General features: G+C 71.0%; 26 protein-coding genes. 12 read left to right on the forward strand and 14 right to left on the reverse strand.

The features are described 5' to 3' along the window. Nucleotides 1-83: 83 nt before the first annotated feature. Both OG496_RS08255 and OG496_RS08260 read right to left on the reverse strand, forming a co-directional pair. On the reverse strand, nt 84-467 hold the full coding sequence (locus OG496_RS08255) for a GMC oxidoreductase (protein WP_405970227.1): 384 nt from the start codon (nt 465-467) through the stop codon (nt 84-86). A gap of 180 nt (nt 468-647) precedes the next feature. Next, entirely contained in the window at nt 648-1,514 is an 867-nt protein-coding gene (locus tag OG496_RS08260) for a crotonase/enoyl-CoA hydratase family protein (protein ID WP_405970228.1), read from the reverse strand. Between the two features lie 97 nt (nt 1,515-1,611). Here OG496_RS08260 and OG496_RS08265 point away from each other — a divergent pair, with 97 nt between their 5' ends. Genes OG496_RS08265 through OG496_RS08275 form a run of 3 tightly spaced genes read left to right on the forward strand, consistent with a single transcriptional unit; the run spans nt 1,612 to nt 4,579 of the window. After that, nucleotides 1,612-2,412: an enoyl-CoA hydratase/isomerase family protein gene (locus OG496_RS08265; RefSeq protein WP_405970229.1), complete on the forward strand. Its 801-nt coding sequence runs from the start codon at nt 1,612-1,614 to the stop codon at nt 2,410-2,412. 5 nt (nt 2,413-2,417) lie between these two features. Next, nucleotides 2,418-3,560: an acyl-CoA dehydrogenase family protein gene (locus OG496_RS08270; protein ID WP_405970230.1), complete on the forward strand. Its 1,143-nt coding sequence runs from the start codon at nt 2,418-2,420 to the stop codon at nt 3,558-3,560. Beyond that, nucleotides 3,557-4,579, forward strand: coding sequence for an LLM class F420-dependent oxidoreductase (locus OG496_RS08275; protein WP_405970231.1), 1,023 nt, complete (start codon nt 3,557-3,559; stop codon nt 4,577-4,579). The genes OG496_RS08270 and OG496_RS08275 overlap by 4 nt, the downstream gene beginning before the upstream one ends. Nucleotides 4,580-4,586: 7 nt before the next feature. Here the strand turns inward: OG496_RS08275 and OG496_RS08280 are convergent, their stop codons facing one another. From OG496_RS08280 to OG496_RS08300, 5 genes are all read right to left on the reverse strand, one after another. After that, the gene (locus OG496_RS08280; protein ID WP_366495217.1) at nt 4,587-5,345 is read right to left on the reverse strand and encodes an FCD domain-containing protein; all 759 of its coding nucleotides are present in this window, start codon (nt 5,343-5,345) and stop codon (nt 4,587-4,589) included. 5 nt (nt 5,346-5,350) lie between these two features. Further along, on the reverse strand, nt 5,351-5,752 hold the full coding sequence (locus tag OG496_RS08285; RefSeq protein WP_366495218.1) for an OB-fold domain-containing protein: 402 nt from the start codon (nt 5,750-5,752) through the stop codon (nt 5,351-5,353). Continuing rightward, on the reverse strand, nt 5,749-6,900 hold the full coding sequence (locus OG496_RS08290) for a thiolase family protein (RefSeq protein ID WP_405970232.1): 1,152 nt from the start codon (nt 6,898-6,900) through the stop codon (nt 5,749-5,751). The genes OG496_RS08285 and OG496_RS08290 overlap by 4 nt, the downstream gene beginning before the upstream one ends. 4 nt (nt 6,901-6,904) lie before the next feature. Then, nucleotides 6,905-8,479, reverse strand: coding sequence for an AMP-binding protein (locus tag OG496_RS08295; RefSeq protein ID WP_405970233.1), 1,575 nt, complete (start codon nt 8,477-8,479; stop codon nt 6,905-6,907). A 125-nt stretch (nt 8,480-8,604) separates the two neighbouring features. Beyond that, a complete protein-coding gene (locus OG496_RS08300) occupies nt 8,605-9,747 on the reverse strand; it encodes an acyl-CoA dehydrogenase family protein (RefSeq protein WP_405970234.1) in 1,143 nt (380 codons plus the stop codon). Between the two features lie 85 nt (nt 9,748-9,832). On the opposite strand from OG496_RS08300, the gene OG496_RS08305 reads away from it, so the two are divergent. From OG496_RS08305 to OG496_RS08330, 6 genes are read left to right on the forward strand one after another with little or no spacing between them, the layout of a single operon-like run. After that, nucleotides 9,833-10,588 carry an SDR family NAD(P)-dependent oxidoreductase gene (locus tag OG496_RS08305; protein WP_399392676.1) on the forward strand — a complete coding sequence of 252 codons (756 nt, stop codon included), beginning with the start codon at nt 9,833-9,835 and terminating at the stop codon, nt 10,586-10,588. Nucleotide 10,589: 1 nt separating this feature from the next. Continuing rightward, entirely contained in the window at nt 10,590-11,369 is a 780-nt protein-coding gene (locus tag OG496_RS08310; RefSeq protein ID WP_405970235.1) for an enoyl-CoA hydratase/isomerase family protein, read from the forward strand. Nucleotides 11,370-11,410: 41 nt separating this feature from the next. After that, entirely contained in the window at nt 11,411-12,577 is a 1,167-nt protein-coding gene (locus OG496_RS08315) for a CoA transferase (protein WP_366495224.1), read from the forward strand. Nucleotides 12,578-12,580: 3 nt separating this feature from the next. Beyond that, nucleotides 12,581-13,492, forward strand: coding sequence for an SDR family NAD(P)-dependent oxidoreductase (locus OG496_RS08320; protein ID WP_405970236.1), 912 nt, complete (start codon nt 12,581-12,583; stop codon nt 13,490-13,492). After that, on the forward strand, nt 13,489-14,013 hold the full coding sequence (locus tag OG496_RS08325) for a DoxX family protein (protein ID WP_405970237.1): 525 nt from the start codon (nt 13,489-13,491) through the stop codon (nt 14,011-14,013). Before OG496_RS08320 ends, OG496_RS08325 begins: the two co-directional genes overlap by 4 nt. A 28-nt stretch (nt 14,014-14,041) precedes the next feature. After that, nucleotides 14,042-15,199 carry an acyl-CoA dehydrogenase family protein gene (locus OG496_RS08330; RefSeq protein ID WP_405970238.1) on the forward strand — a complete coding sequence of 386 codons (1,158 nt, stop codon included), beginning with the start codon at nt 14,042-14,044 and terminating at the stop codon, nt 15,197-15,199. A 67-nt stretch (nt 15,200-15,266) separates the two neighbouring features. Here OG496_RS08330 and OG496_RS08335 read toward each other — a convergent pair whose 3' ends face one another. From OG496_RS08335 to OG496_RS08365, 7 genes are read right to left on the reverse strand one after another with little or no spacing between them, the layout of a single operon-like run. Beyond that, on the reverse strand, nt 15,267-16,382 hold the full coding sequence (locus OG496_RS08335; protein WP_405970239.1) for an acyl-CoA dehydrogenase family protein: 1,116 nt from the start codon (nt 16,380-16,382) through the stop codon (nt 15,267-15,269). Then, nucleotides 16,379-17,599: an acyl-CoA dehydrogenase family protein gene (locus OG496_RS08340; protein WP_405970240.1), complete on the reverse strand. Its 1,221-nt coding sequence runs from the start codon at nt 17,597-17,599 to the stop codon at nt 16,379-16,381. The genes OG496_RS08335 and OG496_RS08340 overlap by 4 nt, the downstream gene beginning before the upstream one ends. Before the next feature lie 13 nt (nt 17,600-17,612). After that, a complete protein-coding gene (locus tag OG496_RS08345) occupies nt 17,613-18,761 on the reverse strand; it encodes a thiolase family protein (protein ID WP_405970241.1) in 1,149 nt (382 codons plus the stop codon). Next, a complete protein-coding gene (locus OG496_RS08350; protein ID WP_399392660.1) occupies nt 18,758-19,201 on the reverse strand; it encodes a Zn-ribbon domain-containing OB-fold protein in 444 nt (147 codons plus the stop codon). Before OG496_RS08350 ends, OG496_RS08345 begins: the two co-directional genes overlap by 4 nt. Before the next feature lie 4 nt (nt 19,202-19,205). Next, nucleotides 19,206-20,117 carry an SDR family oxidoreductase gene (locus OG496_RS08355; protein ID WP_405970242.1) on the reverse strand — a complete coding sequence of 304 codons (912 nt, stop codon included), beginning with the start codon at nt 20,115-20,117 and terminating at the stop codon, nt 19,206-19,208. Nucleotides 20,118-20,119: 2 nt separating this feature from the next. Then, entirely contained in the window at nt 20,120-20,854 is a 735-nt protein-coding gene (locus OG496_RS08360; protein WP_405970243.1) for a hypothetical protein, read from the reverse strand. Next, nucleotides 20,854-22,176: a phenylacetate--CoA ligase family protein gene (locus OG496_RS08365; RefSeq protein ID WP_405970244.1), complete on the reverse strand. Its 1,323-nt coding sequence runs from the start codon at nt 22,174-22,176 to the stop codon at nt 20,854-20,856. The genes OG496_RS08360 and OG496_RS08365 overlap by 1 nt, the downstream gene beginning before the upstream one ends. A 163-nt stretch (nt 22,177-22,339) precedes the next feature. Between OG496_RS08365 and OG496_RS08370 the strand changes: the two genes are divergently transcribed. From OG496_RS08370 to OG496_RS08380, 3 genes are all read left to right on the forward strand, one after another. Further along, on the forward strand, nt 22,340-23,101 hold the full coding sequence (locus OG496_RS08370; RefSeq protein ID WP_405970245.1) for an electron transfer flavoprotein subunit beta/FixA family protein: 762 nt from the start codon (nt 22,340-22,342) through the stop codon (nt 23,099-23,101). Between the two features lie 39 nt (nt 23,102-23,140). Next, the gene (locus tag OG496_RS08375; RefSeq protein WP_405970246.1) at nt 23,141-24,106 is read left to right on the forward strand and encodes an electron transfer flavoprotein subunit alpha/FixB family protein; all 966 of its coding nucleotides are present in this window, start codon (nt 23,141-23,143) and stop codon (nt 24,104-24,106) included. 85 nt (nt 24,107-24,191) lie between these two features. After that, complete coding sequence (locus OG496_RS08380; protein ID WP_366495237.1) at nt 24,192-25,271, forward strand: amidohydrolase family protein; 1,080 nt, start codon at nt 24,192-24,194, stop codon at nt 25,269-25,271. Nucleotides 25,272-25,273: the final 2 nt, after the last annotated feature.

A 25,273-nucleotide genomic window follows, 5' to 3' on the forward strand; every position in this document is an offset into this window, starting at 1 on the left:
GGAATAGCTAACGCATTCAACTGAATGCCCGCCGTCCGGACGCTAACACTTCAGGGATACGACGACAATGTTTCGGACACATCTCATCGGTCCGTCAACGTGTCGGGGCGGGGTCGGCCCGCGTCCGGGGCGGGGTCGGCGGGCCGCCGGGCCGTGCCCGTGATCGACGCGTCGAGGCTGCGGGAGAGCGTGGCCCGCAGGGCCGAGCGGTCGACGATCCGCAGGCCGGCGATGCCGTGCACGCGCAGTCGGACGTCTACGAGGTCGTCCCCGGCAAGGCCTGCCGGGCAGGTCCCGACTGCATGGTGACCCCGGCGGCCGTGGTCCCGGCCCGCGCCGAAGATCTCCTGGCCGACGCGGGCGGAGGGGCCGGGGAGGGTTTCGGCCATGATCCGGTCGGCGATCGGGGTGGCCCCGAAAGTCCTGGCACATACGGCGGAAGAGGGCGGCCCCGGCGCGGCGGACATGCTCGGAACCGTGGCGGTCCGGCATGGCCGTGAGGGGCATCCCCGAGGCGGCCGAACCGATGGGCAGGCTGTCCTCGACCGTGGGCGCGGGACAGGGCCGAGCCCCCGCCGAGACGCCCAACGACCCGTCCACGCACCGGAATCCGGAAGTGACGGCGTTGTCCCCTGCTCCGGTGACGCCTACTCCCCCATGGGCCGGAACTCCTCCTCCTGCCACCAGGGGTAGACGGCCGGCATGTCCTTGCTGACCCTGCCCGGGAACTCGGGCGGTCGCTTGGCGAGGAAGGACTCGACGCCCTCCACGGGGTCCGGGCCGCCGCCGATCTGGCCCATGATCCGCGAGTCGAGGCGGTGCGCGGCCATCGGGTGGGGCTCGCCCAGCATCCGCCACATCATCTGGCGGGAGAGGGCGACCGAGACCGCCGAGGCGTTCTCGGCGATCTCCCGGGCGAGTTCGTACGCCGCCGGCAGCAGCTCCTCCGGCTGGTGCACGGAGCGCACCAGCCCGGCCGCCAGGGCCTCGTCGGGGCCGAAGACGCGGCCGGTCGCCACCCATTCCATGGCCCGCTGCATCCCCACGGCCCGCGGCAGGAACCAGCTCGCCGCGGATTCCGGCACGATGCCCCGGCGCGCGAACACGAAGCCGAACTTCGCCGAGGTCGAGGCCAGCCGGATGTCCATGGGGAGGGTCATGCTGGCGCCGACGCCCGCCGCGGGGCCGTTGACCGCCGCGATGACCGGCTTGGTGCTGGAGAAGATCCGCAGCGCGACCCGGCCGCCGGTGTCCCGGTGCCGGGCGCCCGCCCTGCGGTGGTCGAAGGACGCCCCGCCGGAGCTGACGTCCGCGCCCGCGCAGAACCCGCGTCCGGCGCCGGTCACCACGATCACCCGTACGTCGTCGTCGGCATCGGCCGTATCGAAGACGTCGAGGAGGTCGGTCATCATCTGCGGGTTGAAGGCGTTCAGCTTCTCGGGCCGGTCGAGGGTGACGGTGAGGATCCGGTCCGCCACCTCGGCCCGCACGGTCTCGTACCTCTGCTCCGACATGCGCGTCCTCCGTCAGGCTCGTCACTCCACGACCCGGTTCTCATAAAGCTCAATTAGTTATAGCATTCAACTCTACTGACCTACTGAACTGTCCCTGATGATGGCGGTGGAGATGACGGATCTGGTGGTGACGGCGCTCGGGCCGGTCCGGCTGATCGAGCTGAACCGGCCGGACCAGCTCAACGCGATGAGCGAGGAGTTGCACTCCGGCCTCGCGTCGGTCTGGGACACGGTCGCCGACGACCCGGAGGCACGGGTCGTCGTGCTCACCGGCCGGGGCAGGGCGTTCAGCGCGGGCGGCAACTTCGACATCATGACCCGGGTCCAGCGCGACCCCGTCTTCCGGCAGCAGAACGTCGACGAGGCCCGGCGGATCATCACCGGCCTGGTCCGCTGCCCGCTGCCGGTGATCGCGGCGGTCAACGGGCCCGCCGTGGGCCTCGGTTGCAGCCTTGCCCTGCTGAGCGACCTGGTGCTGATCGCGGACGACGCCTATGTGGCCGACCCGCATGTCCAGGTCGGTCTCGTCGCGGGCGACGGCGGCGCGCTCGTCCTGCCCCTGCTCGTCGGCCTGACCCGCGCGAAGGAACTCCTGTTCCTGGGCGGGCGGGTGAGCGCCGAGGAGGCGGTCCGGCTCGGCGTCGCCAACCGCGTCGTACCGAAGGACAAGCTCCTGGACGAGGCCATGGACCTGGCCGGACGGCTGGCCGCCCTGCCCGCGCAGGCGCTGCGCGGCACCAAGCGGGCGGTGAACCTGCATCTGGAGCAAGCCATGGCCGCCGTACTGGAGCCGGCGCTGCTCGCGGAGCGGGACAGCATGCACGACCCGGACCACATCGCCGCGGTGGAGGAAATCATCGCCTCGCGCGGGCGACGCCGAGCCGGTGCGGAGGGCTGAGCGGCATGGACTTCGCGTTCAGTGACGAGCAGGACGAACTGCGGCGCACGGTACGGGCGTTCCTCGCGGACACCTCGCCCGAGACCGAGACGCGGCGGCTGATGGAGACCCCGGAGGGCTTCGACCGGGCGCTGTGGCGCCGGATGGGGACGGAACTCGGTCTGCAGGGGCTGGCCGTCCCCGAGGAGTACGGCGGTGCCGGGTGCGGGCCGGTCGAAGTGGGCGTGGTCATGGAGGAGTTGGGCCGGGCGCTGCTGTGCGCGCCCTTCCTCTCCTCAACCGTGCTGGCGACGACCACACTGCTGCGCAGCGACGACGAGGACGCCCGTAAGCGTCTGCTGCCGGGGCTCGCCTCGGGCGAACTGGTCGGGACGCTGGCCCTGACCGAGGACTCCGCCCGCTGGGACGCGACCGGGGTCCAGCTCAACGCCCGTGAATCGGAAGGGCGTTGGCTGCTGACCGGACACAAGATGTTCGTCCTGGACGGTGCCACCGCCGATGTCGTCCTCACGGTCGCCCGGACCGCCGACGGCATCGGTGTCTTCTGGGTGGACGGCGACGCGGCCGGACTGACCCGCGCTCCCCTGCCCACGATGGACCCGACCCGCCGGCAGGCCCGCCTCGACTACGACGACGTGCCGACGACCCGGCTGCGTACGCACGGCGACGGCTGGGATCTCGTCTCGCAGGTGCTCGACCGGGCCGCGGTTGCGCTCGCCGCCGAGCAGGTCGGAGTGGCCTCCCGCGCGCTGGACATGGCAGTGGAGTACGCCAAGGTGCGGCACCAGTTCGGGCGGCCCATCGGCTCCTTCCAGGCAGTCAAGCACCTCCTTGCCGATGTCCTCCTTGAGGTGGAATCGGCGCGTGCCGCCGCGCACTTCGCGCTGCTCGCGGCAGCGAACGAGGACCCGGACCTGCCCGCGGTGGCGAGTCTGGCCAAGGCGTTCTGCTCCGACGCGTGTCTACAGGCGACGGCGGAGAACATCCAGGTCCACGGCGGCATCGGCTTCACCTGGGAGCACCCGGCCCACCTGTATCTGAAACGGGCCAAGACGTCACAACTCCTGTTCGGGGACCCGGCGTACCACCGCGAACTCCTCGCGCGGCGCATCGGGCTGGACACGGTCACGGCAAAGGGAGCGGCATGAAGGTCGACGGCAAGCTCAGTGTGTGGGGTACCGCGGAGGTCGTGGCGGAGGCCCTCCACCACGAGAAGGCGGGCTACGACGGCCTGTGGGCCTCGGAGTCGAAACACGACCCGTTCCTGCCGCTGCTGCTCGCGGCCGAGCACACCGACCGGCTGGAGGTGGGCACGGCGATCGCGGTGGCGTTCGCCCGCTCCCCCATGCAACTCGCCTACACCGCGCACGACTTGCAGGCCTACTCCGGCGGACGCTTCTCGCTCGGTCTCGGCAGCCAGATCAAACCGCACGTCGAACGGCGCTTTTCAATGCCGTGGAGCCGCCCGGCCGCCCGTATGCGGGAGTACGTGAGCGCACTGCGCGCCATCTGGTCCGCCTGGAACGACGGCGAGAAGCTCGACTTCCGCGGCGACTTCTACACGCACACCCTGATGTCCCCCTTCTTCTCTCCCCCGCCCGCTCCCGGCGGTGCCCCGAAGGTCTTCGTGGCCGCGGTCGGCGAGGCGATGACCCGGGTGGCCGGCGAGGTCGCCGACGGACTCCTGGCACACGGCTTCACCACGGAGCGGTACCTGCGGGAAGTCACCCTCCCCACCGTCGAGTTGGGCCTCGACCGGTCCGGTCGCACGCGCGACGACTTCTCCGTCTCCCATCTGCTGCTCACCGCGACCGGCCGCACAGAGGAGGAGCTGGCCCGCGCGATCGACGGCACCCGCCGCCAGATCGCCTTCTACGGCAGCACACCCGCGTATCGCGGCGTCCTGGAACTGCACGGCTGGGGCGCACTCGGCGACGAGCTGAACGCGTTGTCGAAGTCGTCCCGGGAGGACAAGTGGGAGGCGATGGGTGGCCTCGTCGACGACGAGGTCCTGCACACCTTCGCGGTCGTCGCGGAGCCGGAGCGGGTGGCGGGCGAGATCAGGCGCCGGTACGGGAGTCTGGTCGACCGGGTGTCCTTCTACACCGCGTACGAGATCGACGCCGAGGTGTGGGAGCCGATCGTGCAGGAGCTGCACGGCAGTTGACGGTACGTCAGCCGAGCAGGTCCAGGACCGTCATCATGGACCTGCTCTGCAGCAGGTAGTCCTCGGCCTCCTGGAGATGGAGGCGCCACAGTTCCTCGGCGGCCTCGGTCCGGCGCCCGGCGACCAGTTCGACGAGGGCGCCGTGGGCGCGGAAGCCCCGGCGGTTGGCCCGGATGTTCTCGGGGCTGCCGGCGTCGAGGTCGACGTGGGACCAGTTCGCCTGGTCGATGATGTGCCGGACCATGCCGTTGAGAACGCTCAGCGTCTCGTTGCCGGCGAGTTCGACGACGAGGGCGTGGAACTCCATGTGGGCGCGGATGAAGGCCGAGGGGTCGTCCATGAGCCCCTCGGCCTCGGCGACGGAGGCCCGCAGCCGGTCCAGGTCCCGGTCCGTGCGGCGCTGGGCCAGCAGTCCGGCGCACGGCGCCTCGATGACCGTACGGGCGTCGTAGACGTCCTTGAGGGTCGTACCGCGGTACTCAAGGACGACTCCCGCATACCTGGCCGCGACGGTGCCCTCCGGGACCTGTACCCGGGCTCCGCCACGGGCGCCCCGGCGCACGCTGATCAGCGACTCCGACTCCAGGACCCGGAACGCCTCGCGCAGTGTCGGCCGGGAGACGGCGAACTCCGCCATCAGGGCCGTCTCTGCGGGCAGCGCATCCCCCTCGGCCAGTTCTCCGCGCACGATCTTGCGGCGCAGCTGTGCCGCCACCAGCTCGGCCATCTTGGGGACCCTCACCGGCGTGTTCGCCACGGCATCCATCTCCTTCAGTCGCCTGGGACCGGCACGAAGTACGGCAGGGTGATCTCGTCGGTGAGGGGCCGGAAGTCCACCCGCACCCGCATGCCGATGACGACGTCGTCCGGGTCGCCCGCGTCGACGTGGGAGAGCAGGGTGCCGCCCTCGTCCAGGTCGATCACGGCCAGTGCGAACGGCGTCCCGAAGCCGGGGCCGGGTGCGCGGTGGACCACGGTCACCGAGTAGACGGTGCCCCGGCCGGCGCTGGGCACGTACCGCCAGTCCGCCGACATGCAGCCGGGGCAGGCGGGTTCGGGCACGAGGAAGCGCAGCCCGCAGGCCGGGCAGTGCGGGACGACCAGGTCACCGCGCCGAGCCGCGTCCCAGAACGGCTGGGACAGCGGAGTGGGCACGGGCACGGGGCGGCTCATCCTGTCCTCCCCAGCACGCTCATCTCGTAGTGCTGCGCGCCGGAGCCGGCGTTGCCGACGACCGCCAGCTCCGCGCCCTCGACCTGGTGGACGGCCGTGCCGCGCAACTGCCGTACGGCCTCGACGACTTTGAGGGTCATCTGCTGGGTTCCGTTCCACGCGTACGCCAGGCAGCCGCCGTCGGGATTGACGGGGTGCTTGCCGCCGACGGCGATGGCACCGCTGGCGGCCAAGGGTCCGCCCTCGCCCTCGCCGCACAGGCCGAGGATCTCCAACTGCCGGATGATCTCGAAGGAGTTGGGGTCGTACAGGGAGAAGACGTCCACGTCCTGGGGGCCGATGCCCGCCATGGCGTAGGCGCGGGTGGTCGCGTCCCGGCCGAGTTGGCCGACCTCCCGGTACAGCGCGGGGTTGGCGTACGCGGCCTGGTGGTACTCCATGCCGCCGCCGAGCACGGCGACGGGCGGGTGGGGCAGGTCTCGGGCCCGTTCGGCGGTGGTCACCACGAGGGCGGCGCCGCCCTCGCCGACGATGCAGCAGTCCAGCAGGTGGAACGGTGTGGCCACCATGCGGGAGGCGAGCACGTCGTCGGCGGTGTACGGACCACGGCCGTACATCATCGCCTCCGGGTTGGTGGTGCCGTTGTTTCGGATCGTGGCGGCGACCTCCGCGAGCTGGTGGGAGGTCGTCCCGTACTGGTGCATGTGCCGGGCCGCCACCAGCGCGAACTGGGCGACGACGTAGCTGCCCCAGACGTCGGCGAACTCCAGCGGGACCCCGGCGCCAACGGGGCCCGCACCCCGCGAGACCAGCTTGCAGCCGCCGACCACGACGGTGTCGGCGAGCCCGGCCCGTACGGCTGAGGCCGCCTTGAGCAGGCCCCGCGAGCCGGCGTTGTCGAGCATCGAGTCGCTGGTCCAGCGCAGGTCCCGGCCGAGCATCCGCGCCCAGGAGCTGCCCTCGCCGGGCACACCGCCCGGGCCGGGCCAGTCGACCTGGGCGCCGTCGACGTCCGCCGGGGTCAGCCCGGCGTCCTCGATCGCGCCGCGCACCGCTTCGAGCGCGAGGCCCATCGCGTCGCGGTGCGGGAGGGACAGGGCCTGCTCGGTGGCGTGTACGCCGACGACGACGGGTTGGCGGTCGCTCATGCCGTCACCGTCCCGCGCCGAGCTGGTCGCCGCCGGGGTAGCCGCCCCCGCCGAAGCGCTCGTCGAGCGCCTCGTAGTCCTTGCCGAAGTCCTTGGTGCGCGGCAGCGCCTCGACGAACTCCACCGTCTTCGGCTTCTTGTACGAGGCGATCCGGGCCCGGCAGTGCTCGATGACGTCCGCGGCCGTGACCGGCTCGGCGTCGGGGTGGAGGACGACGACCGCTTTGACGTCCTGCGCCCAGCGCTCGTTCGGGACGCCGATCACGGCGGCCTCCTTCACCGCCGGGTGGGACTCGACGCAGTTCTCCACCTCGGCCGGGAAGATGTTCTCGGCCGCCGACTTGAGCATGCGGGTCGTGGTGCCGAGGAAGCTGATCGTGCCGTCGGACTCACGCCGGCCGAGGTCGGTGGTGTGCCACCAGCCGAAGCGGAAACGCTCCTCGTTGATCTCGGGCCGGTTCCAGTAGCCGAGGTGTACCAGGTCGCCGCGGACGCAGATCTCGCCGGCCCGGCCGACCTCGCACTCCTTGCCGGTGCCGTCCAGGATGCGTACGGCGGTGAAGGGGCCGGGGCGACCCGCGTTGCCGGTGCCCGAGCCACCGTAGGCTCCGGTCACGGCGAAGCCGGTCACCTCGGTCTGGCCGTAGCCGCGGCCCTCGCCGCCGCCGTTGCGGGTGAAGCGGCTGGTGTCGGTGGGGACCGTGCCCTGCCACAGGGGGGCGGCGACGCTGGCCCGCAGGTGCGAGAGGTCGTGGCCCGCTTCCCTGTTGAGGGCGACGAGTTGGGCGATCGTCGGTGGCATCAGGTACGCGTGCGTGCACCGCTCCGCCGCCAGCAGCGGGAGCAGTTCCTCGGCGACGACCCGGCGGACGACGACGTTCTTGCCGCCGTGCACGAAGGCCGGGACGCCCCAGAACTGGTAGTTGCCGATGTGGAACATCGGTCCGGCGCCGAGGAAGGCGGTCTCGGTGCCGATGTCCCCCATCCAGGCGGAACTCGCGCCCATGGCGAGGAGGTTGCGGTGCGAGAGCATCGAGCCGGACTGGCGTCCGGAGATCGCTGCGGTGTAGATGACCAGGAGCGCGGAGTCCGGGTCGACGTCGACGGCCGGGTCGTCGTCCGTGCCGGAAGCCAGGAAGGACTCGTAGGAGCCCAGGCTCTCGGTGTCGTGGCGCAGCCACAACGCCCGGTGGTCGCTGCCCAGTTCCGCGCGCGCCTTGGCGACCGTGTCACCGATCTCCTCGTCCTGCCAGACCACGACCTTGGGGTCGAAGTCCTCGACGGCGAACGCCATTTCGGGGGCGGCCCAGCGCCAGTAGCCGGGACAGACCATGGCGCCGATCTTCGCGGCGGCGCCGAGCAGCTCCCAGATGCGGAAGGAGTTCTGCCCCAGCCAGAGGACGCGGTCACCGGGTCCGACCCCGGCGATCGTGAGGGCCTGGGCGAGGCGGTTGGTGCGCTCGTCCAACTGCGGCCAGGTCAGCCGGACTTCGCCGTCGACGAGGGCGATGCCGTCGGGAAAGGACCTGCGGTGCTCACGGATGATGTCGCCGAACGTCAGGCGGCGGGCGGAATGCATGCTCTTGGCTCCCAGGGCTTCGGAAGTTCGGAAGGCGGCGGTCGGTCGCGGCCGACACCGGCACCCTTCATCCAGCTTAAATAGCTAACCTATTTATCCAAGGTAGTCAATGAGTACACCCGATGTCAGAGCCCCAGCGAGCGCCCGATGATCTCCTGCATGATCTCCGAGGTGCCGCCGAACACCCGCTGCACCCGGCTGTCGCGCCAGATCCGGGCGATCTCGTACTCGTTGACGTAGCCGTAGCCGCCGAACAGCTGCATGCAGCGGTCGATGACCTGCCAGCCGGTCTCCGAGGTCCAGTACTTGGCCGCCGCGGCCTCCTCGGCCGTCAACTCGCCCTGGAACAGGGCCATGATGCAGCCGTCGAGGTAGACACGGGCGGCACCCAGCTTGGCCTTGATGTCCGCGAGGGCGAAGCGGTTCGCCTGGAACTCCCCGATCGGCTGCCCGAACGCCGTGCGGGTCTTCGCGTAGTCCAGCGCCAGTTCGAAGGCCCGCTCGGCGGCCGCCAGCGAGGAGACGGCGATGGCGAGGCGCTCGGTCGGGAGATTGCCCATCATGTGGTAGAAACCGCGGTTCTCCTGCCCGATGAGGTTCTCGGCCGGGACGCGGACCTCGTGGAAGAAGAGTTCGGCGGTGTCCTGCGCCTTCATCCCGACCTTGTCGAGCTTGCGCCCGCGCTCGAAGCCCTCGGTGTCCCGCTCGACGACGATCAGGCTGATGCCCTTGTGCCCGGCGTCCGGGTCGGTCTTGCAGGCGACGATGACCAGGTCGGCCAGGATGCCGTTGGTGATGAAGGTCTTGGACCCGTCGATCACCCACTCGTCGCCGTCCCGGCGGGCGGTGGTACGGATGGCCTTGAGGTCGGATCCGGCGGCCGGCTCGGACAGCGCGAGCGCGCAGATCGTCTCGCCGCTCGTCACTCCGGGCAGCCAACGGGCCTTCTGCTCAGGGGTGGTGAGGTGCGTCAGGTAGGGCGGGATGACGTCGTTCTGCAGCCCGAGCCCGATGCCGACCGAGCTGGTGGCCGCCATCTCCTCGGCCATGATGGCGTTGTAGCGGAAGTCCCAGATCCCCTGGCCGCCGTACTCCTCAGGGAACTGCCAGCCGATGAGCCCGGCCTTGCCCGCGGCCGTCCACGCGGCCCGGCTCACCTGTCCGTCCCGCTCCCACTGCTCGGCGTACGGAGCGCATTCCCGCAGGTAGTAGGAGCGGGCGGTCTCCCGGAACAGCTCGTGCTCCTCGGTGAAGATCGTTCGGCGCATGCTCGACTCCGCTCAGGCATCTCGCTTATTTAGCTGAAGTAGTTATACGATAGCGCTGTATCGGCAGTCGGGCGAGGGAGGGCGCGTGAGCGTACGGGACAAGGTGGCGCTCGTCACCGGAGCGGGCCGTGGCATCGGCGAGGCGATCGCCGGCCGGCTCGCCGCCCAGGGAGCCTCGGTCGCCGTCTGCGACCTGGACGCGGAGGCGGCCGGCAAGGTCGCGGGCCTGCTCGCGGAGCGGTACGGCGTGCGGGCCACGGGAGTCGGCGCGGACATCTCCGACAGCGCGGCCGTACGCACGGCCGTGGAACGGGTGGCCGCCGAACTCGGCCCGGTGGACGTGCTGGTGAACAACGCGGCCGTCGACGTCATCGGCCGGTTCGTCGACAGCCCCGAGGAGACCTGGGACCGGATCATCGCCGTCAATCTGCGCGGGACGATCACGATGACCCGGGCCGTCCTCGACCCGATGATCGAGCGCGGCGGCGGCCGGATCGTCCACATCGCCTCGGACGCAGGCCGGGTCGGCTCGTCGGGCGAGGTCGTGTACTCCGCGACGAAGGGCGGTGTCATCGCCTTCGGCAAGGCCCTGGCCCGCGAGGTGGCCCGGCACGGCATCACCGTGAACAGCGTCTGCCCGGGGCCCACCGACACCGCGCTGCTCGGGCAGGTCGCCGAGTACAGCCAGAAGATGTACGACGCGACCGTGCGGGCGATCCCGCTGCGCCGCGTCGCCCAGCCCGCCGACATCGCCGGTGTGGTGGCCTTCCTCGCGTCCGACGACGCCGCCTACATGACCGGGCAGACGCTCTCGGTCAGCGGCGGACTCACGATGGTCTGAGGTGGACACCGTGCTGCGTGTCGAACTCCGGGACAGAATCGCCGTGTTGACCCTCGACCGGCCGGGGCAGCTCAACGCGATCGGCTCCGGGACCGTGGAACGGCTAACCCGGGCGCTGGACGAACTACGCGACAACGACGACGTGCGCGCCCTGGTCGTGACCGGGGCGGGCCGGGCCTTCTCGGCCGGGGCCGACATCGGGGAGATCGAGTCGTTCACGGCACCCCGGCAGTTCCACTCCTTCGTCCAGCGACTGACCGACGCCTACGCGCTGTTGGAGGACTTCCCCAAGCCCTCGGTCGCGGCCGTCCACGGGTTCGCCTTCGGCGGCGGTCTCGAACTCGCGCTCGCCTGTGACCTGCGGGTCGCGGAGCGGGGCGCGCGGCTCGGCCTCCCCGAGATGAAGCTCGGCGTACTGCCGGGCGCGGGCGGCACGCAACGCCTGCCGCGTCTGATCCCGCCCGCGATCGCCAAGCAGATGATCCTCACCGGCGAACCGATCGACGCGGAGCGGGCCCACGCGCTCGGACTGGTCAACGAACTCGCCGAGCCCGGCGGGGTGTTGGGCGTCGCCGAGGCACTCGCCGCCGCGCTGACGGCCGGGGCCCCGCTGGCCCTCGCGGCGGGCAAGCGGCTGATCGACTACGGCCTCGGGATGGACCTGGAGGCGGCGATCTCGTACGAGCGGGAGACCGTCTCGGTGCTGTTCTCCACGGAGGACCGGGTCGAGGGACTCAAGGCTTTCCGGGAGCGCCGTCCCGGCGACTTCCAGGGCAAGTAGCGGGCGGACCGACGAGACACCAACAAGCAGGGAGGTGGGCCGTGCGGCCACTGGAGGGCATTTCGGTCGTCGAGCTGGGCATGTGGGTGGCGGCTCCGGCCGCGGCCACCATGCTGGCGGACTGGGGCGCGGACGTGGTGAAGGTGGAGGCGCCGACCGGCGACCCCAACCGCTACACGCTCCGGCACGTCGGCCAGGACATCGACAGCGCGCCCCCGTTCGAGACCGACAACCGCGGCAAGCGCGGCATCGTCCTCGACCTGCGCTCGGAGGACGGAAAGGGCGTACTGGAACGGCTGTTGGAGCGTGCCGACGTCTTCGTCACCAACCTCCGCCCCGGTGCGCTGGAACGGCTGGGTCTGGCCCCGGACGAGCTGCGCGCCCGCCATCCCCGCCTGGTCGTCGGCACGTTGACGGGCTACGGCTGGACGGGCGCGGAGCGCGACCGTGCCGGGTACGACGTCTCCGCCTTCTGGGCGCGGCCCGGCATCGCCGCCATGCTGAACCCCGCCGGCGAGCCACCGCCAGGAATTCGGCCGGGACTTGGTGACCGTACGGCCGCTGCCAACCTGGTGGCGGGCGTGCTCGCCGCACTGCTGCGGCGCCAACACACCGGCGAGGGCGGCGTGGTGGACGTGTCGCTGCTGCGGTCCGGCACCTACGCCAACGGGAACGACCTCGCCCTGCAGAACTTCTTCGGCAGGCGCGGCCGTACCCGGCACCGCACCGAGCACGAGTCGCCGCTCTACAACTCCTACCGGGCCGCGGACGACCGCTGGTTCTGGCTGGTCGGTCTGGAGGGCAACCGGCACTGGCCCGGCGTCGTCAAGGCGCTCGGCCGCGCGGATCTGGAGACGGACGAGCGGTTCGCGACGGGCAAGCAACGGCGAGCGCACGTACGCGAGTTGATCGCCGTGTTCGACGAGGAGTTCGCGAGCCGGCCACTCGACGAGTGGGCGCGGCGGTTCGACGCCGAGGGCGTGTGGTGGGCGCCGGTGCAGACCCTGGCCGAGGTGTCGGCCGATCCGCAGGCAGAAGCGATCGGCGCGTTCGTCGAACAGCCCGGCATGGGCGAGGCACCGCCACTGCGGACCGTGGCAACACCCGTCAGTTTCTGGGGTGTTGACGACAAGCCACGCAGCGGTGCGCCGACGCTCGGCGAGCACACCGACGACGTACTCCGCGAACTCGACACAACCGGGAGGTAGCAGGTGGGCATCCTCGACGACAAGGTCGCCGTCGTGACCGGCGGTGGCCGCGGTCTTGGCCGGGCACACTGCCTGGCGCTGGCCGAGGCCGGCGCGACCGTGGTGGTGAACGACCTCGGCTCCGGCGTGCACGGCGAGAGCACCGGTGACTCCCCCGCCGACGAGGTGGTCGCCGAGATCACCAAGCTCGGCGGGCAGGCGGTCGCCAACCACGCGTCGGTGACGGACTGGGCGGCGACCGAGACCATGGTCGCGGACACGGTCGCGGAGTTCGGGCGCCTGGACATCGTCGTGAACAACGCGGGGATCGTGCGCGACCGCATGCTGTTCTCGATGACCGAGGCCGAGTTCGACGCCGTGATCGCGGTCCATCTCAAGGGCACTTTCGCACTCACCCGGCACGCGTGCGCGTACTGGCGCGAGGCGTCGAAACGGGGTGAGCGCGTCACCGGCCGCGTCATCAACACCACGTCCGGGACCGGCCTGTTCGGCAACCAGGGGCAGTCCAACTACGGTGCGGCAAAGGCCGGGATAGCCGGGCTCACCGTCCTCACGGCCCTGGAGATGCGCAAGTACGGTGTCACCGCCAACGCCATCTCGCCGATCGCGGCCACACGGATGACGGACGGCCTGTCCGTCGGCGAATCGCTGCGCGCCGTGGACGGCTTCGACCCGCGCGACCCCGCCAACGCCTCGGGCGTCGTCGTCTACCTGGCCTCCGACAGCGCGGCCTGGCTCACCGGCCAGGTCCTGCGCATCGAGGGCAACCGGCTGAACCGGCTCCAGGGCTGGACCGTCGCCGGCGTCCACCCCAGCGCGTCGGGACAGGCGCTCACCTACGACGAACTCGTGGACGCCGTACCGCAGTTGTACGGTGTCGCCCCTGCGGGACGGGCGACCGGAGTCGGCCAGTGAGGGCACGGGGCCACGACGTCGCCGCGCTCGTCCTGCGCGCGACACTCGGCCCGATGCTCTTCGCGCACGGCTGGAACAAGGTCGCCGGGCCGGGCGGACTCAAGGGCACGGCGGGCTGGTTCGAGGCGCTCGGACTACGGCCTGCCGAGGTGCACGCCCGGATGGCCGCCGGGACGGAGATGGCCGCCGGCGTGGGGATCACGCTCGGCGCGGCCAACCCCCTCCCTGCGGCGGCAGCCGTCGGTCTGATGACCGTGGCGGCCCGAACCGACCATCGGGGCAAGGGTTTCTTCGTCTTCAAGGGCGGCTGGGAGTACGTCGGTGTCGTGGGCGGCGCGGCCGTCGCCCTGGCCGCGCTGGGCCCCGGCAGGTACTCGCTGGACGGAGTGCTGCGCCGCCAACGCGCGGGCGTGGGGCCCGCGTTGCTGGCCGTGGGGGTCGGTGCGGCGAGCGCCGCCGCGCTGCTGGCCGTGTGCTACCGCCCGGAGCGGAAGCCGGACGAGACAGAAACAGCTGACTAAGGCCAATTGGGGCAACAAGGGAGTCGACATGGACGCGGCTGACTTCAGCGCGGTGCTGTCCGAGGTCCGGCGCTTCGTGCGCGAGCGCGTCGTACCGCTTGAGGCGGAGATCGACGAGAAGGACGAGATGCCCGCAGAGATCCGCGAGGCGGCCAAGAAGATGGGCCTGTTCGGCTTCGCGCTGCCCGAGGAGTACGGCGGGCTCGGGCTGTCGATGTACGAGGAGGCCCAGTTGATGTTCGAGCTGGGGTACACCACCCCGTCCCTGCGCTCGATGTTCGGGACCAACAACGGCATCGCCGGGCACGTCCTGATGGTCGGCGGCACCGAGGAGCAGAAGGCGGAGTGGCTGCCGAGGATCGCCTCGGGCGACGTCCTGGCGTCGTTCGCGCTCACCGAGGCGGAAGCGGGTTCCGACCCTTCGACCCTGACCACCAGGGCACACCTGGACGGCGACGACTGGGTGATCAACGGTGCCAAGCGGTACATCACCAACGCCCCGCTCGCCGACGTCTTCATGGTCTTCGCCCGCACCGACCCGGACGCCCCGCGCACTCGCGGCATCTCCACCTTCCTGGTCCCGGCCGGTACGCCAGGCCTCACCGTGGCCCCTAAAGACCACAAGATGGGCCAGTTCGGCGCGTGGACGGCGGACGTGTACTTCGACGACGTCCGCGTACCGGCGACCGCCCTCGTCGGCGGCGAGGCCGGGCTGAACCGCGGCTTCGGCACGGCGATGGGCTGCATCGCGCACGGCCGGGTGCACATCTCGTCCCTGTGCGTGGGCATGGCCGAGCGGCTCGTCGACGAGTCCGTGGAGTACGCCAGCACCCGTCGCCAGTCCGGGAAGCTCATCGGCTCCTTCCAGCTCGTGCAGGGCCTGATCGCCGACTCCATGACCGACTACTACGCCGGCCGCGCCACGGTCCTGGAGGCCGCCCGCGCGTTCGACGCCGGTACGGACACCAAGATCGGCCCGTCCTGCACGAAGTACTTCGCCAGCGAGATGGTGTGGCGGGTCGCGGACCGCGCGGTCCAAGTGCACGGCGGCGCGGGCTATATGCGCGGGGTCGCCGTCGAGCGCTTCTACCGTGACGCCCGCCTGTTCCGCATCTACGAGGGCACGAGCCAGATCCAGCAGGTCATCATCGCGAAAGCACTGCTGGGCGAGGCGGCCCGGGGCTGACCGGCACCGAAGACGAGGAGGGCCCCGGGGTCACCGCCCCGGGGCCTTCCTCGTCTTCGTGGTCTCCTCAGATCCCGAGCCGGTCCAGCAGCCGCTCGTGGTACACGGCGGGCCCGCCGAACAGCAGCTGCGAGGACTTGGCGCGCCGGAAGTACAGATGCGCCGGGTGCTCCCAGGTGAAGCCGATGCCGCCGTGGACCTGGATGTTCTCCATGGCCGCGAACATGTACGCCCGTGAGCAGCAGGCGTGCGCCACGGCCGCGGCGACGGGGAACTCCGCGGAGCCCTCGTCGGCCAGTCGCGCCGCCTCCCGGGAGGCGGCCTCGGCCAGTTCGACCTGGACGAGCATGTCCGCGCACTTGTGCTTGACCGCCTGGAAGGAACCGATCGGCCGGCCGAACTGGTGCCGGGTACGGGCGTGTTCGGCGCTCATCTCCAGGCACCTGCGGGCTCCGCCCGACTGCTCGGCGGCGAGGGCGACCGACGCGACGTCCAGGACCTTGGCCATGGTGCGCCCGGCCGCCCCGTCCGCGCCGACGAGTGTCGCGGGCACCGCGTCGAAGGTCAGCCGGGCCATCGCCCGGGTCGCGTCCAGGGTCTCCATGGGTTCGGCGGCCAGTCCCGAGGCGTCGCGGTCCACGGCGAAGAGCGAGGGACCGGCGACGGTGCGGGCGACGACGAGGAGCAGATCGGCGGTCGTACCGTCGATGACGAAGGACTTGCGGCCGGTCAGCTTCCAGGCGCCGTCCCCGTCCGGCACAGCGCGCGCGGAGATCAGCGCGGGGTCCCAGGATCCGCTGTCCTCGGCCACCGCGAGCGCGGCCGTCGTCCCGCCGGCCGCTATGTCAGGGAGGTGACGTGCGCAGGCCTCCCGGTCACCGGAGGCGAGCAGGGACTGGGCCGCGAGTACGACCGTCGCGAAGAAGGGGGCGCACAGCAGGGCGCGGCCCATCTCCTCCAGTACCACGCCGAGTTCGACCAGGCCGAAGCCGTCACCGCCGTACTCCTCCGGGATCACCAGGCCGGGCAGCCGCAGTTGTTCGGCGGCCTGTGCCCACACCGCCGGGTCGAAGCGCGGCTCGCTCTCCATGAGCTTGCGGACGGCTTCCTCGGGTGACTTGGCTTCCAGGAACTCCCGTACGGAGAGCCGCAGTTCGCGCAGTCCGGTCTCGTCAGCGGTCATGACCGCACCTCCTTGGGCAGTCCGAGGACGCGTTCCGCGAGGATGTTCTTCATGATCTCCTCGGTGCCGCCGAGGATGCGCAACGCCGGGGTGGCGAGGAGGAGTTCGGACCAGGCGTAGGTGCCCCACTGCCCGGTGTCGGCGATGATCCGGGGTCCGAGCACGTCGGACACGAAGTGCGCGGCGCGCGTGAGGTTCTGGCCGTACATCAGCTTCGAGACGGACATCTCGGGGCCCGGTGTGCCGCCGGCGCGCAGGGTGCGCAGGGCGCGGGTGTTGAGGTGCCGGGTGGCGAGGGCGTCCACGAGGAGTTCCGCGAGCCGGGCGCGCAGGGCACGGTCGTCCCAGGTCCAGGTGGCGCGCATCAGGGCCGAGAGGTGGTCCGGGGACAGCGCGGCGGCCACCGGTCCCGCGCCCTCGCTGCCGACGGTCGCGCGCTCGTTCATCAGGGTGGTCAGGGCGACCGTCCAGCCGCCGTCGACCTCGCCGAGCCGGTGGTCGTCGGGGATGCGGACGTCGGTGAGGAAGACCTCGTTGAAGTCCGCGCCGCCGGTCATCTGCCGCAGCGGCCTGACCTCGACGCCGGGGGCGTCCATCGGGACCAGGAAGGCCGTGATCCCCCGGTGTTTGGGGGCCTCCGGGTTCGTGCGGGTGAGGGCGAGGCCGATCTGGCTGTGCTGGGCGACCGAGGTCCACACCTTCTGGCCGTTCAGCACCCACGCGTCGCCTTCCCGGACCGCCCGAGTGGCCAGGCTCGCCAGGTCGGAGCCCGCGCCGGGTTCGCTGAACAGCTGGCAGGCGATGGCGTCCCCGCGGTACATCGCGGTCAACCACCGTTCCTTGACGGTCGGTTGGGCGTGGGCGAGGATCGTCGGTCCGATCATGCCGAGGCCGATCACGCTGAGCACGCCGGTGTCGGCGACGTCGTACTCGGACTCGACGGCGTCGTAGAGCAGGTCGTGGACGGGGGTCAGGCCCCGGCCGCCGTACTCCGTCGGGCCGGTGATCCAGCCGAAGCCGTTCTCGTGGCGGACGCGCTGCCAGTCGCGCGCCCGCTGCACGTGCTCCCGTTCCTCCTCGGGCGGGAGGCTGCTGAAGTAGGCCATCGAGTCGTCGCCCTCGCCCCAGGTGGGGGCAGTGCGGTCGGGGGCCTTGGCCGCGTGGGCGTCGAGGAAGGCGCGTGCCTCGGCCGCGAAGTCCTGCATGTCGTCTGCCATGTCCGCTCTGCCCTCAGGTGCTCAGGATGGTGACCGCCGACACGCCCGGCGCGCCGTACAGGTGGGTGTAGCCGACGTGCGGTGTGCCGGAGATCTGTCGGTCTCCCGCCGTGCCGCGCAGTTGGAGGACGATCTCGTGGATCTGGCGCAGTCCGGACGCACCGATCGGTTCGCCGTTGCCGAGCAGGCCGCCGTCGGTGTTGACCGGGAGCCTGCCGTCGATCTCGGTGGCGCCCTCGGCGATGAGGCGTTCCTGCTCGCCGTCCTTGCAGAGGCCGTTCTCGGCCATGTGGATGACCTCCGATCCGGCGTCGGTGTCCTGGAGTTGGGCGACGTCGACGTCCTCGGGGCCGATGCCCGCGCGTTCGTAGGCCTCCCGCGAGGCGTCCACGGTCGGGCTCGCGACGATCTCCCCGACCGGGAACGACGGGCTCTGCACCTCGAAGGCGCCGAGCCGGCGGCTGCGCAGGGCGGTGGATCGGATCCGTACGGGCTTCCCGGTGTACTTGTGGGCCTGGTCGGCCCGGCACAGCACGAGGGCCGCCGCTCCTTCGTCCGGGCCGCAGTACATGTACTGGCGGAGGGGGTGGTTGAGGACCGGGGAGGCGAGGATCTCCGCCACGGACAGGGGAGTTCGGCGCCAGGCCTTCTCGTTCCGGGCCGCGTTGCCGAAGTTCTTGGACGCGACGCGCGCGAGCGTCTCGTGCGAGATGTCGTGGTCGTGCATATAGCGGTTGATCTTCATGCCGAAGAAGTGCGTGGTGAGGAAGAGGCCGGTCTGTCCGTACCAGGAGGGGACGCCGGCCACGGACGGGTCGGCGGCGAACGCCCCGCGCGGGTGCTTGTCCAGGCCGATCGCGATGGTCAGGTCGTGCTCGCCGGTCTCGATCGCGCGGGCGGCCAGAGCCACCGAAGTACCGGCCGTGGCACAGCCGTTGAACACCCCACGCAGCGGTACGCCGGTCAGGCCGAGCCGGGCGACGATGGCGTCCGGGTTGGCGACCTCGTAGCTGCCGATGTAACCGCCCTGGATCTGCGGCCAGTTGACGCCCGCGTCGGCGAGCGCGAGCCGTACCGCGTCCGCGCCCATGTCCAGTGCGGGCTTTCCGGGGAACCGGCCGAAGGGATGGAGTCCCACCCCGATGATGACGGCCTCGGTCATGATGCCTCCTCCTCGGCCGGGGCGAACGCGAACGTCATGACCTCGGTGCCGTCGTCCTGCACGCGGTACGGCACGAGCGTCAGCCGCATGTCCTGCCCGATCCGCAGCTTGTCCGGGTCGGGTTCGGTGAGGCGGGCCTCGACCAGCAGTTCACCGGGGAGCTCGATGTAGCCGACCGCGTACGGCTCGAAGGCCTCGGGGCCGTCGTACGGCGGGGACGGCGGACGGAAGTCCTGGGTGGTGTACGTCCAGAGCGTCCCGCGGTCCGCCAGGAGCCGTTCCTTGGACTCCGTGCTCGCGCACCGGACGCAGTCCGCGGCGGCGGGGAAGCTCACCAGTCCGCAGGCCGTGCACTCGGAGCCGATGAGCCGCAGGGGCGTGCTCTCGTCGGGCGGCCAGGTGAACAGGCCTTCGGCAACCGGTATTTGAGTGGTCGTCATGTCTTCACGCCCCGTTCCGGTTGCCCATGGCGTCGGCGTTCGGAGCCGCCTTGGCCACCAGGTTCGGGACGACCGAGGTCAGTTCTTCAGGCGTCCAGCGCGACTCCGCGCTCGCGCCGGGGCCGTTGACCCAGCCTTCGAGGACCGTGACGCGGTTGCCGACGACGCCGAAGACCCGGCCGGTGACCTCGCGTGAGGCGGCCGAGCCGAGCCACACGACGAGCGGGGAGATGGCTTCGGGGGTGAGGTCCTGGGCCTCGGCGGCCTGCTTCATCATCTCGATGTCCTCGGTCAGCCGGGTGAGCGCGGTGGGCGCGATGGCGTTCACCGTCACGCCGTAGCGGGCGAGTTCGGCCGCGGCGATGACGGTGAGGCTCGCGATGCCGGCCTTGGCCGAGCCGTAGTTCGACTGGCCGGGGTTGCCGAAGATGCCGGACGGGGAGGTCGTGTTGATGACCCGGGCGTCGTTGTCGTGACCGGACTTGGCACGCTCGCGCCAGTACACGGCGGCGTGGTGGAGCGTGGCGAAGCTGCCCTTGAGGTGGACGGCGATCACACTGTCCCAGTCCCGCTCGGTCATCGACACGATCATCCGGTCCCGCAGGATGCCCGCGTTGTTGACCAGCACGTCCAGGCCGCCGTAGGTGTCGACGGCCTGTCGGACGAGTCGGCCTGCGCCGTCCCAGGCGGAGATGTCGTCCGTGCTGGCCGCCGCCTCGCCGCCGGCCGCGACGATCTCGTCGACCACGGTCTGGGCTGGCCCGGCCGAGGCTCCCCCGCCGTCGCGCGCACCGCCCAGGTCGTTGACGACGACCTTCGCGCCGTGTGCGGCGAACGCCAGGGCGTGTGCCCTGCCGATCCCGTTGCCTGCGCCGGTGACGACCACGACCCGGCCGTCGACCACTCCTTCGGACATCCTCAACTCCTCGATGACGGTGACTGGTTGATGGTCTCGGCGAAGAGGACCCGCGGGTCCTCGCTGCCGCAGGCGCAGCGGCCGGTGATCACGCGCCCGGCGATGCCGAGCGGGGTTTCGGGAAGCAGCGAGGTGCGCCCCTCCCCCGCCGCCACGGACAGCTGTCCGTCCCGCGCGCCGACCCGCCACTCGGCGGCGTTGACGTGCGCGCCACCGCGCTCGGGGCACTCCAGCGCTAGGGCCGGTCCCACGGTCGCGATCAGGGCGGCGGACACGCCCACTCCGCGCAGCCGCGGTACGGCGGCGGGCCGGGCCAGCACGACCGGCGTCGTCCGGAACATCTCACCGACGTCGGCCGCGCCGGCCAGCCCCTCCAGGGTCTCGGCCGACAGGCCGATGACCGCGTGCGGGTCGAGTTCGCGGTGGAAGACCGCGGTCCTGCGGTGGTCCCAGCCCATCGCCTCGGCGATGCCGTAGGTCACCTTCAGGGTGCGCAGGGCGCCGATCACCGCGTGACCCCAGAAGCCCTCGAAGCCGGAGGTGGTCAGCAACGCCCGCTGTCCGGCGGTCAGTCCGTGGTCCCGGAGGCGGGCGGTGGCCCAGTCGGTGTCGCGGGCGAGTTCCGCCCAGGTCAGTTCCACGTCCCGGATGCCGTCGGCGGTGGGGAAGCGTACGAGGTAGGCGAGTTCGGGCCGGTCGAGCGTGCGGGCCCGGGCCAGGGTGTCGGCGCGGGTCATCAGCTCTTCACCACCCGGGGGAACTTGGCGACGCTGGTCATGGTCTTCAACAGGTCCTCCTCGGTGCGCATGTCGAGCACCGGCTTGACGCCGGTCCGCTCGCGCACGGCCTCGCCCAGGCGTCCGGCCAGGGCGTCGACGTCGTCGGTGAGACGGGGGTCGTAGCCGACGCGCAGCCGCAGTTCGTCGACCTCGCGGCCGTTCCGGACGATCTGGAAGACGCCCGCCACGGTCTCGGGCTGGTCCTCGACCGCCTGCCAGATGTCGCGCAGGACCACGGATCGCCCCTGGACCAGGGTCTCGTCGCCGCGCCGGCCGGCCACCCACATCCGGGCGTGGGTGCGCCCGCAGCCGCAGCGGTCCCGGGACAGCCGGACGAGGTCCTCGCTGCGGTAACGGATCAGCGGCGCGGCCCGGTTGTCGAGGTCGGTGGCGACGAGTTCGCCGAGGTCGCCCTCCGCCGCGTCGCGCCAGCCGTGCTCGTCGACCTCGACGCACTCCGCGAAGACGGTGTCCTCCCAGAGGTGGAAGCCGTAGTGCTCGCGGCACTCCCAGGCGGTGCCGGTGTCGGCGGCGCTGGTGTACTCGTAGACGTCGATGCCCCAGTCCTCGCGGATCCGCTCGCGCATCTTCCGGCTGAGGGGCTGTCCGGCGCAGGAGGCGCCCTTGAGGGAGGAGAACGCCTCCTTGAGATCCGTCGTGCCGGCCAGGTGCTCCAGCTCCACCATCTGCGGATACATCATCTGCAGGTAGGCGGGGCGGTAGGTGCGCAGGGCCTCGACGACCTCGGGCATGTTCCCCATCCAGGTGTCCACCTCGATGACCACCGCGCCCAGCGCCTGGAAGCCGGCGTCCATCAGGTTGCGGAAGGTGCCGGGCGGGCTCAGCACCCGGTCCCCGGGCCTGAGGCCGAGTTCCCACAGGTCACGCACCTGCGCGGTGACCAGGGGCGGCGCGCCCTCCCAGATCTCGGCGAAGAACTCCGGGTCGCCGGTGGTGCCCGAACTGGAGGAGACGGAGGTCAGCTCCTCGGTCGGGACGCAGAGCAGCCCGCCGAAGGGGTCGCCGGTGCGGGCCCGGTGGGCGCGCACCATGTCCTTGGTGATGAACGGGATACGTGCCCGGAAGTCGTCCAGGGAGCGGACGTCGCGCGGGTGCACCCCGTGCTCGTCCCAGAGCGCCCGGTAGAAGGCCGAGTTGCCGTAGGCGTACTCGACGAGTTCCAGCACCCGCTCTTCCTGCCGCGCCCGCAACCGGTCGCGGGACATGGTCTCCACCTGTGGCTCGAAGTACCTGTCCTCGGTGACCCTGTCTCCGACCATGGCGCCTCCTCGCGGCTCAGCTGCCCAGATCTTCCAGCTATCAGCGCAATCAGTCAACTAATTCGACTGAATCTCAGGGAAGTCTCGCACTTGCTCGATCTATATAGTTAACTATTAGCACTCATTAGACCCCCGGGAGGGCGATGTGAAGATCGTTGTCTGCGTGAAACACGTGCCTGACGCCACGGCGGACCGCGCCTTCACCGAGGACGGCACCACCGACCGCGCGGCGGTCGACTCCCTGCTGTCCGAACTCGACGAGTACGCCGTCGAACAGGCCCTGCGGATCGCGGAGTCGGGCCCGGACGTGGAGATCTGCTACCTCACCGTCGGTCCGGACGACGCGAAGGACGCCCTGCGCAAGGCTCTCGCCATGGGCGGCGACTCGGCGGTGCACGTGGCCGACGAGGAGATCGAGGGCAGTGACGTCTTCGCCACCTCGCTCGCGCTGGCCGGGGCGATCGCACGGCACGGCTTCGATCTCGTGCTGTGCGGGATGGCCTCGACGGACGGCGGCGCCGGAGTCGTACCCGCGCTGCTCGCGGAGCGGCTCGGCGTCCCGGCCGTCACCCACATCGAGGAACTGACCGTCGAGGACGGGGCGTTGACCGGCCGCCGCGAGAGCGATTCCGCAACCGTGCGGGTCCGGAGCGCGCTGCCGGCCGTGGTCTCGGTGACCGACCGTTCCGGTGACGCTCGTTACCCCTCCTTCAAGGGGATCATGGCCGCGAAGAAGAAGCCGCTGGAGACTCTCGGCCTCGCCGATCTCGGGATCGACGCCGAGCGGGTCGGCCGGACCGGTGCGCGAACCGCCGTCGACACCGCGACCAGGCGTCCACCGCGCACCAAGGGAGAGATCGTCGCCGACGACGGCGCGGGCGGCGCCGGTCTGGCCGCGTTCCTCACCGCCAGGAAGTTCGTCTGACCGGCACGTCCGTCCGACCGACCCAAGGAGCCCATCACCGTGGCCGAGATCCTCGTACTCGTCGATCACCTGGACGGCACCGTCCGCAAGCCGACCCTCGAACTGCTCACCCTGGCACGCCGGTTGGGCGAACCGTCAGCCGTCTTCCTCGGCCCGGGCGCGGACGTCGCGGCCGAGACCCTCGGCCGGTACGGCGCGCACAAGGTGTACGTCGTGGACGCACCCGAGGTCGGGGAACTCCTCGTCACTCCGGCTGTCGACGCCCTCACCCAGATCGCCGACCGGACCACCCCGGCGGCGATCCTGCTGCCGTCCGGCCCCGACGGCAAGGAGACCGCCGCCCGGGTCGCGCTCCGCCTGGAGTCGGGGTTGATCACGGACGCGGTCGACATCACGGCGGGCGAGGACGGCCGCCCGGTCACCGAGCAGTCCGCGTTCGCGGCGACCTACCAGGTCACGGCGCACATCACGCGGGGCATACCGGTGATCACGGTGAAGCCGAACGCCACCGCGCCCGAACCGGCCCCCGTCACACCCGAGTTGGAGAAATGGGACGTCGTCTTCGGCCCGGCCTCCGCCGCCGTGCAGGTCCTGTCCCGCACGCCCCGGGAGCGCGGCGACCGCCCCGAGCTGACCGAGGCCGACATCGTCGTCTCCGGCGGTCGCGGGGTGAACGGCGCCGAGAACTTCGCCGTCATCGAGCGCGTCGCCGACGCCCTGGGCGCGGCCGTCGGGGCGTCCCGGGCCGCCGTCGACGCCGGCTGGTATCCGCACAGCCACCAGGTCGGCCAGACCGGCACCCAGGTCTCCCCGCAGCTCTACCTCGCCGCCGGAATCTCCGGAGCGATCCAGCACCGCGCGGGCATGCAGACCTCCAGGACCATCGTCGCCGTCAACAAGGACGCGGACGCCCCGATCTTCGACCTCGCCGACTACGGCGTCGTAGGAGATCTCTTCCAGGTGCTCCCGCGGCTGGTGGAGGAGATCGAGCGGCGGCGGAGCTGATCTCCACCCCCTCCTGGCCTTCCGTCCGCCCGCCGATACGATTAAAATCGCTAACTGATTGCATCTATTGACCCGAAGGAGCGTCATGACGAAGATCTGGGTCAACTCGGGGGACTCCCATGTGATGGAGCCCGACGACCTGTGGGTCCAGGCGCTGCCGCCGCGCCTCGCCGACCGGGCGCCGCGCAGTGAGCGCGGCGACAAGTACGAGGTGCTGTACATCGACGGCGAGCGCATCGACCGCCAGCTCAACGACTTCATGGACGCCATGCGGCCACCGGGCGCCCGGGACCTCCAGGTCCGGCTGAAGGACCTCGACCAGGAGGGCGTGTGGGGTCAACTGGCCTTCCCCTCCATGGGGTTCTGGCTGGTGTCGATCACCGACCGGGAGCTGGCCCGGGAGACCGTACGGGCCTGGAACGACTGGGCGCACTCCGAGGTCCTCGGGAAGCAGAAGCGCATCATCACTCCCGCCTGCGTGTCGACCGCCGACGTCGAGGACGCGGTCGCCGAGGTCGAGCGGGTGGCGGAGATGGGCTTCCAGTCGGTGTTCCTGCCGTGCCAGACACGGCCCGGCGAGGAGTACGCACTCGACCGCTGGGAGCCGCTGTGGACGGCGGCCGAGCGGGCCGGACTGACCCTGGGCTTCCACATCGGCACGGGCGGCGAGAACGTCGTCTTCCGCGGGCCCGGCGGCGCGGTCGTCAACTACATGGAGACGACGTATCCGGGCATGCGCGTCGTGTCCCACATGGTCGCGGGCGGTGCCCTGGACCGTCACCCCGACCTGAAGATCCTGATCGCGGAGGGCGGCGCGGGCTGGGTGCCGGCCATCGGCGACCGGATGGACGAGGCCTACCGTCAGCACGGCATGTTCGTCCGGCCGAAGCTCAGCCGGCTGCCCAGCGAGATCATCAGGCAGCAGGTGTACGCGTCGTTCCAGCACGACAAGAGCTCGGTGGAGATCGTCGAGTCGACCGGCTACCGCAACGTGATGTGGGGCGACGACTACCCCCACCTCGAAGGCACGTACGGCCACACCCAGTCCACCCTGCACGAGCTGTTCGACGGCGTGTCCGCGGACATCCGCGAGCGGGTCACCCGCGGCACCTTCGACGAGCTGTTCAGCCTGCCCGAGCAGACTCCCCAGGAGGCGGCCGTCTGAGC

Origin of the sequence: Streptomyces sp. NBC_00988, from assembly GCF_045162645.1 — a bacterium.
Lineage (GTDB): Bacteria > Actinomycetota > Actinomycetes > Streptomycetales > Streptomycetaceae > Streptomyces.